This window comes from Tranquillimonas rosea (assembly GCF_900111315.1).
Lineage (GTDB): Bacteria > Pseudomonadota > Alphaproteobacteria > Rhodobacterales > Rhodobacteraceae > Tranquillimonas > Tranquillimonas rosea.
Genome location: NZ_FOGU01000006.1, coordinates 1 through 16319 on the forward strand (window position 1 = coordinate 1; position 16319 = coordinate 16319).

Below are 16319 nucleotides of genomic sequence, written 5' to 3' on the forward strand. Positions count from 1 at the left end.
TTCTGCATCGCCGCGTAAATCTCGGGGTCGCGGCTCTCGAGCCGCTCGGTGAAGAAACCGGTGTCGCGGTGCGGGGCGTTCATCGGGGCGTCTCCCTGGTCGAGGATGACACGGGTTTACCCCCACGGGACGCGGTGCAAAAGCCTCAAAGCGGCTCGCCGGGGCGCGGGGGCGACGGCGGCGCTTGTCATTCGGCGCCAACGCGGCCAAGGCTGGGCCGCGACGGGACGACGAAGGGACGCCGCCGATGCGCCAGATCGCCTTTACCGCCAGCCGGGCCGAAATCGCGCAGACGGCGAAGGCCCGGCTCGCGCATCGCTACGGCGATGTCGCCCCCGAGGAGGCCGAGGTGATCGTCGCCCTCGGCGGCGACGGCTTCATGCTGCACACGCTGCACACGACGATGCATCTCGACGCGCCGGTCTATGGCATGAATTGCGGCACGATCGGTTTCCTGATGAACGAGTATTCCGACGACGGGCTCGACAAACGCCTCGCCGCCGCCGAGGAGGCGGTCATCAACCCGCTGGCGATGCGGGCCGAGCATCGTGACGGCCAGGTGCACGAGGGACTGGCGATCAACGAGGTGTCGCTGCTGCGCGCGGGCCCGCAGGCGGCGAAGCTGCGGATCAGCGTCGACGGCCGGGTGCGCATGGCCGAGCTGGTCTGCGACGGGGCGCTGGTGGCGACGCCGGCGGGCTCGACCGCCTACAACTACTCGGCCCACGGCCCGATCCTGCCGATCGAGGCCGAAGTTCTGGCCCTGACCGCGATGTCTGCGTTCCGGCCCCGGCGCTGGCGCGGCGCGCTGCTGCCGAAGGACGCCGTCGTCCGGTTCGACGTGATGGAGCCCGACAAGCGCCCGGTCATGGCCGACGCCGACAGCGGCCAGTCGGTGCGCGAGGTCGTGTGGGTCGAGATCCGCTCGGAGCCGGCCGTGGGACACCGCATCCTGTTCGATCCCGGACACGGGCTGGAGGAACGCCTGACGCGCGAGCAGTTCGTCTGATCCGCCGCTGGGGCGTCAGGAACCAATCCGCGCGCCTTTCATTGCACAGGCATGGAGACACTGACCGCGATACTGTCGAGCCCGTGGTTCCTGATCGTCTGGGCGGCGCTGATGCTGCCGTGCTTGATCTGGACGATCCGCGACCTGCGGGTGCGCAACAGCCACCTGATGCCGCTGATGCAGCTCGTCTGGTGTCTGACCGTGCTCTATTCCGGTCCGGTGGGCCTCCTGATCTACGTCACCTGCGGACGCAAGGAGATCGCGGAGGATGGCCTGTATCGCCGGGCCTTCCGGTCGGTCGCGCACTGCTATTCCGGCTGCGGCATGGGCGAGGTCGCGGGCCTCGTCATCGCAGCGGGCCTGCTGGCGCTCGGCAATCTCTGGGTGGCGCTGATCACCTTCACTATGGCCTATGTCGCCGGTTTTGCGCTGACCGTGGGGCCGATGGTGCAGGGCGGCACCGACATGCGCACCGCGGTCAAGGACGCAGTGATCGCCGAGACGCCCTCGATCACCATCATGGAGGTCGTGGCCATCGGCATCGACCTGTGGCTTTCGGGCGATGCCGGGATGGGCGACGTGCTGTTCTGGTCGTCGTTGATCGTGTCGCTGACCTGCGGCCTCGTCGCGGCCTATCCGGTCAACATCCTGCTGATCGCCAAGGGCGTGAAGGAAGGCATGATGGACCCGCGCAACACCCACCATGACCACGGCGGCGGCCACGCCCATGCGTGACCGCCACGATCGTCACGCGCGGGGATAGCCCAGCGTTTTCAGGCGGTCCGCGATCTCGTCGATGATGGCGGGGTCGTCGATCGTCGCCGGCAGCTTGAACTCCACCCCGTCGGCGATCGAGATCATCGTGCGCCGCAGGATCTTGCCCGACCGCGTCTTGGGCAACCGGTCCACCACCAGCGTCATGCGGTAGGCGGCCACCGGGCCGATCCGGTCGCGCACCATAGCGGCACATTCCGTCACGATCTCGTCGTGGGACCTGTCGACGCCCTTGGTGAGACAGATGAAGCCCATGGGCAACTGGCCCTTCAACTCGTCCGCGACGCCGATGACCGCACATTCGGCGACGTCCGGGTGGTCGGCCAGAACCTCTTCCATCGCGCCGGTGGACAGGCGGTGGCCCGCGACGTTGATGACGTCGTCGGTGCGGGCCATGATCCACAGATACCCGTCCTCGTCGATATAGCCCGCGTCGCCGGTCTCGTAGTAGCCGGGGAAGTGGTCGAGATACGATTTTCGGAAACGGTCCTCGGCGTTCCAGAGCGTCGGCAGGGTGCCCGGCGGAAGCGGCAGCTTGATCACGATCGACCCGAGATGGCCGGGCTCAAGCTCGTTGCCGTCATGGTCGAGGATCCGCAGATCGTATCCCGGCAACGGCACCGTCGGGCTGCCGATCTTGACCGGCAGTTTCTCGATGCCCATCGGGTTGGTGACGACGGGCCAGCCCGTCTCGGTCTGCCACCAGTGGTCGATCACCGGCACGCCCAGCTTCTCCGCCGCCCAATTGACCGTGTCGGGATCGGCGCGCTCGCCCGCGAGGTAGAGCGCGCGGAGGCACGAGAGGTCGTGCTTGCGGATGTATTCGCCCTCGGGATCCTCGCGCTTGATCGCGCGGAAGGCGGTGGGCGCGGTGAAGAACGACCGGACGTTGTGCTCTTCGATGACGCGCCAGAAGGTGCCGGGATCGGGGGTGCCGACGGGCTTTCCCTCGAACACGACGGTGGTGTTGCCGTGCAGCAGCGGCGCATAGCAGATGTAGCTGTGCCCGACGACCCAGCCCACGTCAGAGGCCGCCCAGAACACGTCGCCGGGGTCCACGTCGTAGACGTTCTTCATCGTCCAGTAGAGCGCGACGAGATGGCCGCCGGTCGCCCGGACCACGCCCTTGGGCTGCCCGGTCGTGCCCGAGGTGTAGAGCACGTAGACCGGGTGGTTGCCCTCGACCGCGACGCAGTCGGCGGGCGGGGCTTTATCTTGCGCCTCGTGCCAGTCGACGTCGCGGCCCGGCACCAAGTCGGCGGTCAGCTGTTCGCGCTGGAAGATGATGCAGAACTCGGGCTTGTGATGCGCCTCGTCGATGGCGGCGTCAAGCAGGGGCTTGTAGGCCACCGTCCGCGCGGGTTCGATCCCGCAGGAGCCGGCGATCACCGCCTTGGGCCGCGCATCGTCGATCCGCGTGGCAAGCTCGTGGCTGGCGAAGCCGCCGAACACGACCGAGTGGATCGCGCCGATGCGGGTGCAGGCCAGCATGGCGACCAGCGCTTCGGGCACCATCGGCATGTAGACGATGATGCGGTCGCCCTTGGTGACGCCGCGGCTGGCCAGCGCCCCGGCAAGGCGGGCGACCTTCTGCTGCAGCTCGGCATAGGTGATCCTCGCCTTGTTGTCGGTGACGGGGCTGTCGTAGATGATCGCCGCCTGCTGGCCGCGCCCGGCCTCGACGTGGCGATCGACGGCGTTGTAGCAGGTGTTCACGAGGCCGTCCGAGAACCACTCGTACATCGGGGGGTGATCGTCGAACAGGGCCTTCGAGGGTTTGCGCACCCAGTCGATGGCGTCGGCCTGTTCCATCCACCAGCCGTCGGGGTCGCTCTGCCACGCCCCGTACACGTCGCGGTATGCCATCGTATCCTCCCTGTCTCTCCTCGCTGGCGATCTAGGCAGGGTCGGCCGCGCGGGGCAACACGTTTGCGCAAACGAGATCGCCCGACGGCCGATTGCGACCTCGATGTCGGAGACCGGCGGGCGGCGGGGCGCTTCGCGTTGTCAGATGGAGCAGGGCGGGGCGATGCCCGCCCGTCCGCGGAGGAGGTCTGCTGTCATGGGTGACAAGAACCCGAAGAAGAAGCCGAAGGCCGTGAAATCCAAGCCGAAGCCGGCGACGGTGACCAGCATGACGGAACGCAAGTAGACCCCGGCGCCGCCGCGTTCGATCCCTCGTGCGGCGGCGTCCGGCCTCAGCCGTAGTGCGCCACCGGCGTCCCGGCGAGCGCCGACATGTTCAACAGCCCCCGCGCGGTGATCGACGAGGTCACGATATGCGCGCGGTTGCCCATCCCCATCAGGATCGGTCCGACCTCAAGCCCGCGCGCCTTCATCTTGAGGATGTTACGCACGCCGGATGCGGCGTCGGTGTTGGCAAAGACCACCACGTTCGCGGCCCCGTTCAGGCGGCTGTCGGGGAAGATCCGCGCCCGCAGCTCGGCGTCGAGCGCCGCGTCGGCGTGCATCTCGCCCTCGTAGGAAAAGTCCCGCGGCGCCGAGTCGAGGATGTCGAGCGCCCCGCGCATCCGCCGGCCGGTGTCGCAGTCGAGATTGCCGAACTGCGAGTGCGAGCAGAGCGCGATCTTCGGCTCCAGCCCGAAGCGCCCGACATGGCGCGCGGCGGCGATCACCGTCTCGGCGATCTGCTGCGGCTCGGGCTGGGGATGGACATGCGTGTCCGCGATGAAGAGCGGGCCGTCCTCGAGGATCATCAGCGACAGTGCACCCACCGGGTGCAGCTGGTCCGTGCCGAGTACCTGCTGGACGTAGTTCAGGTGCCAGAGATACTGCCCGAAGGTGCCGCAGATCATGCTGTCGGCTTCGCCCCGCTGGACCATCACGGCACCGATGGCAGTGGTGTTTGTGCGCATGATCGCCTTGGCGAGATCGGGGGTGACGCCGCGGCGGGCCATGATCTTGTGATAGGTGGTCCAGTAATCGTAGTAGCGCGGGTCGCTCTCGGGATTGACGATCTCGACGTCGGTGCCGGGCTTCAGCGGGATGCCGGCGCGGGTGGCGCGCGTTTCGATCACGTCGGGACGCCCGATCAGGATCGGCCGGTCGGTCGTCTCCTCGATCATCGCCTGCGCGGCGTGCAGCACACGCTCGTCCTCGCCCTCGGCAAAGACGATGCGGCGCACGGTGGTCGCCGCCGCCTCGAACACGGGCCGCATGATCAGGGCCGAGCGGAAGACCGAACCGTCGAGCTGCCGCTTGTAGGCCTCCATGTCCTCGATCGGCCGGCTGGCGACGCCGGTATCCATCGCGGCCTTGGCGACGGCGGTGGCGACGACGCCCATCAGGCGCGGGTCGAAGGGCTTGGGGATCAGGTAGTCACGGCCGAAGGTCAGCTGCTCGCCCTGGTAGGCGGCGGCGGCCTCGGCGCTGGTGGTGGCGCGGGCCAGCGCGGCGATGCCCTCGATGCAGGCGATCTTCATCTCGTCGTTGATCTCGGTCGCGCCGACATCCAGCGCGCCGCGGAAGATGAAAGGAAAGCACAGGACGTTGTTGACCTGGTTCGGATAGTCCGACCGCCCGGTCGCGATGATGGCGCCCGGCGCGACCTCGCGGGCGAGGTCGGGCATGATCTCGGGCTCGGGATTGGCGAGGGCGAAGATGATCGGGTCGTCCGCCATCTTCTCGACCAGCTCGGGCTTCAGCACGCGGGGGCCCGACAGGCCGAGGAACAGGTCCGCCCCCTCGACCACGTCCGCCAGTTCCCGCGGGCCGCCGGGCTGGGCGAAGGCCGCCTTCTGCGGCGTCATGCCGTCCTCACGTCCCTCGTGGACCAGCCCGTCGATGTCGCAGAGATAGACATTCTCGCGCTTGACGCCGAGCTTCACCAGCAGATCGAGACAGGCGATCCCCGCCGCGCCGCCACCGGTCGAGACGACCTTGATGTCGTCGAACCGCTTGCCGGCAACCTCCAGAGCGTTGGTCGCCGCGGCGCCCACCACGATGGCGGTGCCGTGCTGGTCGTCGTGGAAGACGGGGATGTTCATCCGCTCGCGGCACAGCTTCTCGACGATGAAGCACTCGGGCGCCTTGATGTCCTCGAGATTGATCGCGCCGAAGGTTGGCTCGAGCGAGCAGACGATGTCGGCCAGCTTCTCGGGGTCGGATTCGTTCAGCTCGAGGTCGAAGCAGTCGATGCTGGCGAACTTCTTGAAGAGGACGGCCTTGCCCTCCATCACCGGCTTCGAGGCGAGCGCCCCGATATTGCCCAGCCCCAGCACCGCCGAGCCGTTCGACACGACGGCCACGAGGTTGCCGCGGGCGGTGTAGTCGCGGGCGGTGTCGGGGCTTTCCTTGATCTCGAGGCAGGCCTCGGCGACGCCGGGCGAATAGGCCCGCGCCAGGTCGCGCCCGTTCGCCATTGGTTTGGTCGCGCGGATCTCGAGCTTTCCGGGTCGCGGGTACCGGTGATAGTCGAGCGCCGCCTGCCTGAACCCGTCTTTGCCCTTGCTGCCGTCCATGCTGTCCTCCGCCTGTCGTCGGGGCAGCGATAGCGGATGGCGGCACGGCCGGGAAGGGGGCTCAGCCGTCGCGGCCGGTCGCGCTGCGCAATTCGTCGATGCGGCGCGAGGCGTCCGCCTTGGAGAGGTCGGGGTCGAAGGTCTCTCCCGCCTCTTCGCACAATGTCTTGAGGTAGGACGCCTGCGCGCCGGTCATCGCCTCGTCGCCCGTCGTCCATTGGCCGACGGGCTTGTCGGCGTTGCTGGGAGTGTCGGTCTTCGGTTGGTCGAACGCGTCGGTCATGGTCGGTCTCCGGTTCATTTGTTCTCTAAATGTTCCGAGAGCAGACACGGTTCCAAGGTCTCTTCTGAGTCCGGTCACCTGTGCGTGATCGTCACTCCTCCGCCCGCCCGGTCTCCTCGCGCAGATAGGCGATGCGGTCCTCGGCCTGCTGCCGGTCGAGGCTGGCATCGAACGGCTCTCCGGCTTCGTCCGACAGCGCGCGCAGGATCGCGGCCTGCTTCTCGGTCATCGGGTCGTCGCCGTGGGTGCCGACGGTGGTGACGGCCGACAGCGGCGTGGCGTCTGCGGCCTTGGGGCTGTTTGTGTTGCGGCTCATGGGAGGGTCTCCTTTGTCGTCCGAAAACGAACGGCGGCGCGACCGGGTTCCCCGCGCGGGGCGCCTTGCGTCGGCCCGCGGGCCGCGCCACGATGGCCGCCACAGGAGGGACGCGAATGGATCTGATCGAGGCCGCGACGCGGGTACGCGAGAACGCCCATGCGCCGTATTCCGGGTTCAAGGTGGGCGCCGCGCTGCGGGCCGACGGCGGGGCAGTGCATGTGGGCTGCAACGTCGAGAACATCGCCTACCCCGAGGGCACCTGCGCCGAGGCGGGCGCCATCGCGGCGATGATCGCCGCCGGCGATACCCGTATCGAAGAGGTCGCCGTCATCGCGGATTCACCGTCGCCCGTCCCGCCCTGCGGCGGATGCCGGCAGAAGCTGGCCGAGTTTGCCGCTCCCGACGTCCGCGTCACGATGGCCACCACCCGCGGGGGGCGCCAGACGCTGACCGTGCGCGACCTTCTTCCCGGGGCGTTCGGCGCCGACCACATGGACGGCTGAGATGGACGCCCGGACGGTCCTGTCCGATCTGCGCGCCGGCCGGCCGCCCTCGTCCGAGGGGCTGGCCTGGTTCGCCTCGGCGCTTGCCGACGGCCGCGTTTCGGACGCGCAGGCGGGCGCCTTCGCCATGGGCCTGTGCCGCACGGGCCTGGACGACGCGGGCCGTGTCGCGCTGACCCTCGCGATGCGCGACAGCGGCGACCGACTGAGCTGGGACCTGCCGGGGCCGGTGGTCGACAAGCATTCCACCGGGGGCATCGGCGACTGCGTGTCGCTGGCGCTGGCACCGATGCTGGCGGCCTGCGGCGCCCATGTCCCGATGATCTCGGGGCGGGGGCTGGGCCATACCGGCGGGACGCTCGACAAGCTCGAGGCGATCCCCGGCCTCTCGACCGAGGTGAGCGAAGAGCGCTTCCGCGCCATCGTCGGCGACTTGGGCTGTGCCATCGTGTCGGCCACGGGCGATCTCGCCCCGGCGGACCGGCGGCTCTATGCGGTGCGCGACGTCACCGCCACGGTCGAAAGCGTCGACCTGATCACCGCGTCTATCCTGTCGAAGAAACTGGCCGCCGGGCTGGAGGCGCTTGTGCTCGACGTGAAGGTCGGGTCCGGGGCGTTCATGGCGTCTGCGGGAGAGGCCGAGGCGCTGGCCTCGGCTCTGGTCTCGACCGCGCGGGGCGCCGGCTGCCCCGCGGCGGCGCTGATCTCGGACATGGACGCGCCGCTCGCCCCGTCGCTGGGCAACGCGCTGGAGGTGGCCGAGATCATGCGCCTGCTTGCCGGACCGATTCCGCCGGGCCTGGAGCGGCTGGCGGACCTCACCGTCGCGCTTGGCGGGCGGCTGCTGACGCTCTGCGGCATGGTCGCGTCACGCGAAGAGGGCGAGGGGCGGCTGCGCGAGGTGCTGGAGAACGGGCAGGCGGCCGAGCTGTTCGGCCAGATGACTGCCGCGCTCGGCGGGCCGGTGGATTTCGTCGAGCACTGGCGCGACCGGCTGCCCCGCGCGCCGGTCGTGTACGAGGTGCCGGCGCCGGAAGGCGTCGTCACGGCGATGGACGGGCGGGCGCTTGGAATGGCCGTCGTGCGGCTGGGCGGCGGGCGCATGCGCGATGGCGACCGCGTCGATCCGTCCGTCGGGCTCAGCCGGGTGGCGCAGCTTGGCGATCGGGTGGGCCCCGGCGCGCCGCTGGCGCTGGTGCATGCCGCCAATGATGACGCCGCGGCGCGGGCCATCGACGCCGTGCAGGCGGCGATTACGTTGGGCGATACCGCGCCCGAGCGGCGCCCGCTGATCCTGAGGAGCCTCTGAGCCATGCCGCGCGCCTTTCTCGTCGTGCTCGATTCCGTCGGTTGCGGCGGCGCCCCCGATGCCGCCGCGTTCGGCGATGCCGGTGCGAACACGCTGGCCCACATCGCAGAGACCTGCGCCGCAGGACGCGCCGACGAGGGCCGCGAGGGGCCCCTGTCGCTGCCGAACATGGATGCGCTGGGTCTGGGCCGCGCGATCGAGCTGGCCTCGGGCGTGACCGCGCCGGGCCTCGGCGTCGCGCCCACGGGCCGGTGGGGCGCCGCGACCGAGGTTTCCCCCGGCAAGGACACGCCGTCGGGCCACTGGGAACTGGCGGGTGTGCCGGTGCCGTGGGACTGGACCTATTTCCCCGACACCCATCCCGCGTTCCCGCCGGAGGTGCGCGAGGCGGTCTGCACGGCGGCGGGCACCGACGGCATCCTGGGCGACTGCCACGCCTCGGGCACCGAGATCATCGAGCGGCTCGGGACCGAGCACGTCCGCACCGGCTGGCCGATCTGCTATACCTCGGCCGACAGCGTGTTCCAGATCGCCGCGCACGAAGAGACGTTCGGGCTCGAGCGCCTGCTGCGGCTCTGCCAGGATCTCGCGCCGCTCCTGCACGGGATGCGCGTGGGACGGGTGATCGCGCGGCCCTTCGTGGGGGACGAGGGCAGCTATCGCCGCACGTCGAACCGCAGGGATTTCGCCATCGCGCCGCCGTCGCCCACGCTGTGCGACTGGGCGCAGGTCGCCGGACGGCAGGTCAACGCGATCGGCAAGATCGGCGACATCTTCTCGATGCGGGGCATCGACACCGTGGCCAAGGGGACCGATGCCGAGCTGATGGAGGCCCTGCAGGCCCGCGTGACCGACGCCGACGAAGGCAGCCTGACCTTCGCCAACTTCGTCGAGTTCGACACCAACTGGGGCCACCGGCGCGATCCGACGGGCTATGCCCGGCAGCTCGAATGGTTCGACGCGCAACTGCCCCGCGTGATGGCGGGTCTGCAGCCCGGCGACCTGCTGCTGCTGACGGCCGATCACGGTAACGATCCGACCTACCGCGGCACCGAGCATACCCGCGAGAGGGTGCCGGTGCTGATGCACGGCGTGGCGCCGGGGGCGGTGGGTCTCTGCGCCTTTGCCGATGTCGCCGCGACGGTGGCAGACCACCTGGGTCTCGATCCGGCCGGGCCGGGGCGGAGCCTGCTATGAGCCTCGCCGAACGTCCGAAGCTGGAACTGCACCTGCATCTCGAAGGGGCGGCGCCGCCCGGCCTGATCCGCGACATGGCGCGCGAGAAGCGTGTCGATCTCTCGGGCGTGTTCGACGCGCGCGGGCACTACCATTACGACGATTTTCTCGGGTTCCTCAGGCTCTACGAGGCCGTGGTGTCGGTGCTGAGAACGCCGGAGGATTTCCGGCGCCTCACCCGCGCGGTGCTGGCGGAAAGCGCGGCCAACGGGGTGATCTATACCGAGGCGTTCCTGTCGCCGGATTTCTGCGGCGGGCGCGACCTGTCGGCGTGGCGCGACTACCTCGCCGCCATCCGGGACGCCGCGGACGAGGCCGAGCGGCAGGATGGCATCGTGATGCGCGGCATCGTGACCTGTATTCGGCATTTCGGCCCCGACGCCGCCCGCCAGACGGCGCGCTGCGCCGCCGAGACGGCGGATGACTGGCTGACCGGTTTTGGAATCGCCGGCGACGAGAACGCCTATCGCCCCGGCGATTTCGCCTGGGCTTTCGATTGCGCGCGGGAGGCCGGGCTGCGGCTGACGGCCCATGCCGGCGAGTGGGGCGGGGCGCAGAGCGTGCGCGAGGCGCTGGCCGATCTCCGGGTCGCCCGGATCGGCCACGGCGTCCACGCGATCGAGGATCCCGCGTTGGTCGAGCGTCTGGCCGAGGACGGGGTCACGCTGGAGGTGTGTCCGGGCTCGAACGTGGCGCTCGGCGTCTACCGCGACTGGCGCCGCCATCCGATCGAAGCGTTGCGCGCGAAGGGCGTGAAGGTCACCGTTTCGACCGACGATCCGCCGTTTTTCCACACCTCGATGCGGCACGAATACGACCGGCTGGCGGAGACCTTCGACTGGGACGAGACCGTGTTCGCCGAGGTCGAGCGTAACGCGGCGCAGGCGGCGTTCTGCGACGAGGCGACCCGCACGGCGCTGATGAAGCGGATTTCGGACGGCGGGGACTAGGCAGGCGCCCGGCTCCGCCCTTTGGCCAACGTGACGGGCAGTGTGTATCGGCGCTAGGATGCCGCGGTATTCTCTCTCGAGGAATTGCACGATGCGTATTGCCCTTCTCCTGGCGCTGGGATGCGCCACGCCCGCCGCCGCCGATGTCTGGACGTTCGAGACCCCGTCGGAGAACATCCAGTGCGTCGTCGGCATGGGCCACGACAGCTCGGACCTCGAATGTACCATCATCGAGCGGCACGGCCCCCCGGCCGCGGCCCGGCCGGCCGGGTGCACCAGTGATTGGGGACACACGTTCCTCATGTACGACCGGGGGCCGGTGCGGATGAGTTGCGCGCCGGTGAACGCCGGTCGCGGCGGGTTCGACCGGGCGGATTACGGCGTGACGGGGGAGTTCGGCGGCTTCACCTGCCACTCGTCCCGGGAGGGGCTGGAATGCCGCAACCTCGACGGCCACGGCTTCTTTCTCTCGCGCGCCCGGCAGACCGTGTTCTGAGGGCATGACCCGCGCATGAAAAAGCCCCCGCGCCGGGCGCGGGGGCTTCGGATGACTTCTTTCGGGCCGCTCGGGCCCGGAGCAGTCTTACTGCTCGGCGGCGCTGCGCGCGGCCTCGAGCCAGCCGTCGACGGTGTCGCGGTTGTTCTCGATCCAGGTCGCGGCGTGCTGCTCGATGTCGGACGGCTCGTTCTCGCCGTCATACATCTTGGCGTTCTGCTCGAACACGTCCTCGAGCGGCACCGAGGCCTCTTCGAGAAGCGCGCGCGCGGCCGGGTTCGCCTCGAGGAACTCGGTATTGGCGACCGGCACGATGTCGTTGGCCGGGAAGCCCAGCGTGCACGGATCGGCAACGCAGCCTTCCACGCCGTCCATCGTCGCGGCGTCCTCGAGATCGGCCATGTCTTCCGGCAGGTCGACCTCGGGCACCTCGATCCACATCACGTCTTCACCCGGCTTCAGGACGTTGACGGTCCAGTTCGGGGTCCAGGTGTAGAAGAAGATCGGGTTGCCCTGTTCCTCGGCGGCGACGGCGTCGGCCATCGAGGCGGAATAGCCGGCCTTCACGAGGTTGATGTGATCCTCGAGACCGTAGGCTTCCATGTGGTGGCTGATGTTGACCTCGCAGCCCCAACCCGGCGGGCAGGCTACCATGTCGGCCTTGCCGTCGCCGTTGCGGTCGAAGGCTTCCTTGACCTCGTCACGCTTGAAGTCCTCGAGCGACTGGATGTCGAACTCTTCCTGCGCGTCAGCCGACACGAGGTAGCCTTCCAGCGCGCCGCCCTCGGCCACGGTGCCGACCTTTTCGGCGCCGTTCTGGAAGGTGGACTCGTAGGTGTTGTGCAGCGGGAACCAGCCATCGACCCACAGGTCCTGATCGCCCTGGGCGACGGCCTGGTAGAAGATCGGGTTGTCGAGCGCGACCGGGCCCTCGACGGAATAGCCGAGCTCTTCGAGCGCCTGCTTGTAGATCTGCGTGTAGAAGTAGCCGGTGTCCCAGGTGGGCTGCGCCATCTGGATCGTCGTTCCCTCACCGGGCTGCGAGTCCTGCGCGAAGGCGGGCACGGTCATCAGCGCGGCCAGGGCGGTCGCGCCGGACAGCTTGGTGAATAGGTTCGGAGCGGTCATGTTTCGTCTCCCGTTTATCATTGTCTTCTCCGGTCCTCATGACGCGGAGAGGCGAGGCGACGGCCCCTGGGGGCCATCGCGGCGACAGGTCCGGGGCCGTCAGGCCGCCTGCTTGTCGGCGGCCGGCCTTGCCGGCTTTCCGGAACTGAAGAGGGATCGCAGGATGCCGGTCAGCGAAGGCGAGGTGCTGCTGCGCCGCTCGGCGAAGGACTGCGTGATGCGGTCCAGGATGATCGCCAGGATCACGATGCCGATGCCACCCTCGGTCGCGAGCCCCACGTCGAGCCGGCCGAGACCGGTGTTGACGGTCAGGCCCAGGCCGCCGGCGCCGATCAGCGCCGCGATGACGGCCATCGAAAGCGACATCATCAGCGTCTGGTTCAGGCCGGCCATGATGGTGCGCATGGCGAGCGGGATCTGGACCTCCCACAGCACCTGACGCGGGGTCGAGCCGAAGGCGTAGGACGCCTCGACCAGATCCTCCCGCACGCTACGGATGCCCAGGTTCGTCAGGCGGGTGATCGGCGGCAATGCGAAGATGAACGTGGCGATCACGCCCGGCACGGTGCCGACGCCGAACAGCATCACGATCGGCACGAGGTAGACGAAGGGCGGGATCGTCTGCATCACGTCGAGGACCGGGCGCAGCACCTTGAGGAACCGGTCGCTGCGCGCGGCCATGACCCCCAGCGGCACGCCGAAGAGCGCGCAGAAGAAGACGGCCGTCGTCACCATCGCCAGTGTCGTCATCGTCTCGGACCACACCCCGATCAGGTCGAGGAAGATCAGCGACACGATGCTGAAGATCGCCAGCCCGCGTCCCGCGGCCCGCCAGGCGATCGCCACCAGCACGACGGTGAACACCACCATCGGCACGAAGTTCAGAAAGCCGTCCAGCCCGTCGAGCACCCACTCGACGGGGATGCGGATCGACTGGAACACCGGCCGGAAGTTCGGAACGAGCCAGTCCTTGACGGCGAAATCGACCCAGTCGCCGAACGGCATTTCATAGATGTCGGAGGGGCTCCACATGTTCAGAATCCTCCGTTTGCGTTGTTTTCGGTCATGCTCATGCCGCGGTCATCCTGTCTCCGGCCTCGGCGGCCGCTTCCTCGCCGCGCACCAGCTGGGCGAATACCTCGCTCGGGCGGACGACGCCGACGAACGCGTCGCCGTCCATCACCGCGATCGGCATGCCGGCGCTGGCGGCCTCGTAGATTTCATGGAGGTACGCCTCGCCCTGGACGGCGGCGTAGTCGCGGTTCAGGACCGGGTCGATCGTCGTCTCGCCGTTGCGCAGCGCCGGGGCGGCCTCGCGATAGCTGAGAACGCCCGCGATCTTGTCTCCTTCGGTGATGAACAGCGCGTCCCGCTCCAGCTTTTCCATCCGCTCGACCGCGTCGGCCAGCGAATCCTGCAGCGTGAGCGAGCGGGGCTCGTTCGCGATCGTCTTGACCTTGAACACCCGCGAGCGGTCGATGTCCTGGGTGAAGGCGGCGACATAGTCGTCGGCGGGCTCGCCCACGATTTCCTGGGCCGTGCCGACCTGCACGAACCGGCCGTCCTTCATGATGGCGATCTTGTCGCCCAGGATCAGCGCCTCGTTCAGGTCGTGGGTGATGAAGATGATGGTCTTCTTCAGGCTGCGCTGCAGCTGCAGGAGCTCGTCCTGCATGTCGCGGCGGATCAGCGGGTCCAGCGCCGAAAAGGGCTCGTCCATCAGCAGGATCTCGGATTCCGCGCAGAGACCGCGGGCCAGGCCGACCCGCTGCTGCATCCCGCCCGACAGCTCGTCGGGGTAGCTGTCGGCATAGGCGCCGAGACCGACCTGGTCGAGCGCGTTCTGAGCCTTCTCGCGGCGCTCGGATGCGCCGACACCCTTGACCTTCAGCCCGTAGGCCGCGTTCTCGCCCACCGTGCGGTGCGGGAACAGCGCGAAGTGCTGGAAGACCATCGAGATCTTGTCGCGGCGCACCTTGCGCAGGTCTTCGCCCGAGCACGAGGCGACGTCGGTATCGTCCACCATGATGCTGCCCGACGTGGGAGGGATCAGCCCGTTGAGCATTCGCACCAGTGTCGACTTGCCCGAGCCGGACAGGCCCATGACAACGAAGATCTGGCCTTCATCGACTTCGAAACTGGCATCGTGGACGCCGACGGTCTGGCCGGTGCTTTCGAAGATTTCATCCTTGGTCTTGCCCTGCTCGACAAGGTCGAGGGCGGTTTCGGGAGAGCTCCCGAAGACCTTGTAGACGTTCTTTGCTGTGAGTTTGGCTGACATGAACCCCTGTGATTGCTGGCGCCCGTCCAGCGCTTCGGCGGTCAGACGCACACGTCGTTGATCTTTCGTCTTACAAAGGGTTGTCGGGCGGATGGTCAAGCGAAGATCGGTGACGAACCCGGCTTGCCGTCCGAGACGGGGTGGTAAAAAAAGTTTTCTATCAAGTACTTACATAGAGGAACGGTTTTTCCTCACGCGTTCCGAGATTCTTCGGGATTCTACTGTCTGATTCTGTCACAGGACATTCCGCCGGCAGATTTCAGCCGATGTGTCGCGGCAGCAGACCCTTGCGGTGGCGGGCCGTTGCAGATCGGCCGGGGGCCGCACGCTCGGGCGAACGGTTGGCCCGAGGCGCTCCGCGTCAGGTGTGATATGTTTTCGTGAAATCGAAATCGGCGGGCGGGCCGAAGGGTGGCCCGCCCGTGGTGTCAGGTGCGCGGGCCGCTCAGCCGGCCTGTCCGGCCGGCAGCATCACGCGGTCGATCACGTGGACGACACCGTTGGACTGGTCGACATCCGCGGTGGTCACGGTGGCGACGCGGCCGTTCTCGTCCTCCAGTTTCAGCTCGCCGCCCTCCATGTAGGCCTGAAGCGTGCAGCCCCCGACCGTGGGCACCGCGTGACGGCCGCCGTCATCCTCGATCATGCCGGCGATGTCGCTGGAAAACGCTTCGGCCGAGACGACGTGGCAGCCCAGGATCTGCTGCAGCTGGGCCTGGTTCTCCTCCATCAGCAGGGCCTCGAGCGACGCGTCCCGGATCATCCCGAACGCGTCGTTCGTCGGGGCGAAGACGGTGAACGGTCCGGCGCCCATCAGCGTCTCGCCCATGCCGGCGGCCTGGACGGCCGAGACCAGCGTCGTGAGGTTGGGCGCGTTCGAGGCGTTCTCGGCGATGGTCATGTCCGCCATCATCTCGGCGCCGCCGACGGTGGGGTTGGCGGACATCGTGTCCTGCGCGGCCGCAACGGTGGCGGTGCCAGCGACGAGCGCGGCGAAAAGGGTGGTCTTGAGCATGGAGTCCTCCGTGTTTCCAAACTCGGGGGCGGATGCCCGCCGATGCACGGAGACACGAGGGCCGCGGTGCAGGAGTTTCACGCGGACCGGATCTTTTCCGACCGCGCGGCGCCGACGGTTACTTGAGCTGGCTGTCCTTTGACGCGCGGCGGTTGATGCCGACCCGGGCGGGCGTGCGGCCGTCACGCTCCTGCCGGCACTCGATGCAGAGCTTGACGCCCGGAATGGCCGCGCGGCGGGCTTCGGGGATCGGCTCTTCGCATTCGGCGCAATGGGTCCGGCTTTCGCCGTGCGGGCCGGTCCGGGCCCGCATCCGCGCGAGCTCGTCCGCGATCGAGGCCTCGATCTGTTCGTTGACGGCACCGTCCTTTGACCAACCTCCGGCCATGGCTTGTCCTCCGGCTCGGGAATGGGAGACATGGTATCGAAGATAGGGGGCCGGGTGTGAGTACGGCAAGGGGTCGGCCGGGCGAGGCGGATTTGGTGGGCCGCGGGGGCGCTGCCCCCGCACCCCCGGGATATTTCTGGGCAGAAG

At 68.5% G+C, this 16319-nt stretch carries 16 protein-coding genes; 7 read left to right on the top strand and 9 right to left on the bottom strand.

Translation table 11 applies throughout. The annotated features are described in order from the left end of the window. Positions 1-247: 247 nt before the first annotated feature. Complete coding sequence (locus BMZ25_RS11000; protein ID WP_092693496.1) at positions 248-1009, top strand: NAD kinase; 762 nt, start codon at positions 248-250, stop codon at positions 1007-1009. Positions 1010-1060: 51 nt separating this feature from the next. Continuing rightward, positions 1061-1744, top strand: coding sequence for a DUF4396 domain-containing protein (locus BMZ25_RS11005; RefSeq protein WP_092693500.1), 684 nt, complete (start codon positions 1061-1063; stop codon positions 1742-1744). 12 nt (positions 1745-1756) lie between these two features. On the opposite strand, the gene BMZ25_RS11010 is transcribed toward BMZ25_RS11005, so the two are convergent. The 4 genes from BMZ25_RS11010 to BMZ25_RS11025 all read right to left on the bottom strand — a co-directional run bounded on the left by BMZ25_RS11010 (position 1757) and on the right by BMZ25_RS11025 (position 6863). Next, a complete protein-coding gene (locus BMZ25_RS11010; protein ID WP_092693502.1) occupies positions 1757-3649 on the bottom strand; it encodes a propionyl-CoA synthetase in 1893 nt (630 codons plus the stop codon). Positions 3650-3981: 332 nt separating this feature from the next. After that, entirely contained in the window at positions 3982-6264 is a 2283-nt protein-coding gene (locus tag BMZ25_RS11015; RefSeq protein ID WP_092693504.1) for an NADP-dependent malic enzyme, read from the bottom strand. Positions 6265-6325: 61 nt separating this feature from the next. Further along, the gene (locus BMZ25_RS11020; RefSeq protein ID WP_092693506.1) at positions 6326-6547 is read right to left on the bottom strand and encodes a DUF3072 domain-containing protein; all 222 of its coding nucleotides are present in this window, start codon (positions 6545-6547) and stop codon (positions 6326-6328) included. Between the two features lie 91 nt (positions 6548-6638). Beyond that, on the bottom strand, positions 6639-6863 hold the full coding sequence (locus tag BMZ25_RS11025) for a DUF3072 domain-containing protein (RefSeq protein ID WP_092693508.1): 225 nt from the start codon (positions 6861-6863) through the stop codon (positions 6639-6641). A 116-nt stretch (positions 6864-6979) separates the two neighbouring features. Between BMZ25_RS11025 and BMZ25_RS11030 the strand changes: the two genes are divergently transcribed. The 5 genes from BMZ25_RS11030 (at position 6980) to BMZ25_RS11050 (ending at position 11360) form a co-directional block, all read left to right on the top strand. After that, positions 6980-7369: a cytidine deaminase gene (locus tag BMZ25_RS11030; protein WP_092693511.1), complete on the top strand. Its 390-nt coding sequence runs from the start codon at positions 6980-6982 to the stop codon at positions 7367-7369. A gap of 1 nt (position 7370) precedes the next feature. Next, on the top strand, positions 7371-8678 hold the full coding sequence (locus tag BMZ25_RS11035) for a thymidine phosphorylase (protein WP_092693514.1): 1308 nt from the start codon (positions 7371-7373) through the stop codon (positions 8676-8678). 3 nt (positions 8679-8681) lie between these two features. Further along, complete coding sequence (locus BMZ25_RS11040) at positions 8682-9875, top strand: phosphopentomutase (protein WP_092693517.1); 1194 nt, start codon at positions 8682-8684, stop codon at positions 9873-9875. Further along, positions 9872-10864 (top strand): adenosine deaminase, encoded by a 993-nt coding sequence (locus BMZ25_RS11045; RefSeq protein ID WP_092693519.1) that lies wholly within the window; start codon positions 9872-9874, stop codon positions 10862-10864. Before BMZ25_RS11040 ends, BMZ25_RS11045 begins: the two co-directional genes overlap by 4 nt. Positions 10865-10955: 91 nt before the next feature. Further along, on the top strand, positions 10956-11360 hold the full coding sequence (locus tag BMZ25_RS11050) for a DUF6636 domain-containing protein (protein ID WP_092693521.1): 405 nt from the start codon (positions 10956-10958) through the stop codon (positions 11358-11360). Positions 11361-11447: 87 nt separating this feature from the next. On the opposite strand, the gene proX is transcribed toward BMZ25_RS11050, so the two are convergent. The 5 genes from proX to BMZ25_RS11075 form a co-directional block, all read right to left on the bottom strand. Further along, entirely contained in the window at positions 11448-12488 is a 1041-nt protein-coding gene (gene proX / locus BMZ25_RS11055) for a glycine betaine/L-proline ABC transporter substrate-binding protein ProX (RefSeq protein WP_092693523.1), read from the bottom strand. Between the two features lie 99 nt (positions 12489-12587). Then, positions 12588-13520 (bottom strand): ABC transporter permease, encoded by a 933-nt coding sequence (locus BMZ25_RS11060; RefSeq protein WP_092693525.1) that lies wholly within the window; start codon positions 13518-13520, stop codon positions 12588-12590. A gap of 37 nt (positions 13521-13557) precedes the next feature. Continuing rightward, complete coding sequence (locus BMZ25_RS11065) at positions 13558-14769, bottom strand: quaternary amine ABC transporter ATP-binding protein (RefSeq protein WP_092694093.1); 1212 nt, start codon at positions 14767-14769, stop codon at positions 13558-13560. Positions 14770-15214: 445 nt separating this feature from the next. Then, positions 15215-15784 carry a fasciclin domain-containing protein gene (locus BMZ25_RS11070; protein ID WP_092693527.1) on the bottom strand — a complete coding sequence of 190 codons (570 nt, stop codon included), beginning with the start codon at positions 15782-15784 and terminating at the stop codon, positions 15215-15217. A 118-nt stretch (positions 15785-15902) separates the two neighbouring features. Beyond that, positions 15903-16172: a DksA/TraR family C4-type zinc finger protein gene (locus BMZ25_RS11075; RefSeq protein WP_092693529.1), complete on the bottom strand. Its 270-nt coding sequence runs from the start codon at positions 16170-16172 to the stop codon at positions 15903-15905. Positions 16173-16319 lie beyond the last annotated feature (147 nt).

Excerpts from the sequence above, each read along its gene's own strand:
- BMZ25_RS11060 (WP_092693525.1), bottom strand. The coding sequence starts at position 13,520 with ATGTGGAGCCCCTCCGACATCTATGAAATGCCGTTCGGCGACTGGGTC.
- BMZ25_RS11040 (WP_092693517.1), top strand. The coding sequence starts at position 8,682 with ATGCCGCGCGCCTTTCTCGTCGTGCTCGATTCCGTCGGTTGCGGCGGC.
- BMZ25_RS11015 (WP_092693504.1), bottom strand. The coding sequence starts at position 6,264 with ATGGACGGCAGCAAGGGCAAAGACGGGTTCAGGCAGGCGGCGCTCGAC.
- BMZ25_RS11050 (WP_092693521.1), top strand. The coding sequence starts at position 10,956 with ATGCGTATTGCCCTTCTCCTGGCGCTGGGATGCGCCACGCCCGCCGCC.
- BMZ25_RS11045 (WP_092693519.1), top strand. The coding sequence starts at position 9,872 with ATGAGCCTCGCCGAACGTCCGAAGCTGGAACTGCACCTGCATCTCGAA.
- proX (WP_092693523.1), bottom strand. The coding sequence starts at position 12,488 with ATGACCGCTCCGAACCTATTCACCAAGCTGTCCGGCGCGACCGCCCTG.
- BMZ25_RS11010 (WP_092693502.1), bottom strand. The coding sequence starts at position 3,649 with ATGGCATACCGCGACGTGTACGGGGCGTGGCAGAGCGACCCCGACGGC.
- BMZ25_RS11075 (WP_092693529.1), bottom strand. The coding sequence starts at position 16,172 with ATGGCCGGAGGTTGGTCAAAGGACGGTGCCGTCAACGAACAGATCGAG.
- BMZ25_RS11025 (WP_092693508.1), bottom strand. The coding sequence starts at position 6,863 with ATGAGCCGCAACACAAACAGCCCCAAGGCCGCAGACGCCACGCCGCTG.
- BMZ25_RS11005 (WP_092693500.1), top strand. The coding sequence starts at position 1,061 with ATGGAGACACTGACCGCGATACTGTCGAGCCCGTGGTTCCTGATCGTC.
- BMZ25_RS11000 (WP_092693496.1), top strand. The coding sequence starts at position 248 with ATGCGCCAGATCGCCTTTACCGCCAGCCGGGCCGAAATCGCGCAGACG.
- BMZ25_RS11030 (WP_092693511.1), top strand. The coding sequence starts at position 6,980 with ATGGATCTGATCGAGGCCGCGACGCGGGTACGCGAGAACGCCCATGCG.
- BMZ25_RS11020 (WP_092693506.1), bottom strand. The coding sequence starts at position 6,547 with ATGACCGACGCGTTCGACCAACCGAAGACCGACACTCCCAGCAACGCC.
- BMZ25_RS11070 (WP_092693527.1), bottom strand. The coding sequence starts at position 15,784 with ATGCTCAAGACCACCCTTTTCGCCGCGCTCGTCGCTGGCACCGCCACC.
- BMZ25_RS11065 (WP_092694093.1), bottom strand. The coding sequence starts at position 14,769 with ATGTCAGCCAAACTCACAGCAAAGAACGTCTACAAGGTCTTCGGGAGC.
- BMZ25_RS11035 (WP_092693514.1), top strand. The coding sequence starts at position 7,371 with ATGGACGCCCGGACGGTCCTGTCCGATCTGCGCGCCGGCCGGCCGCCC.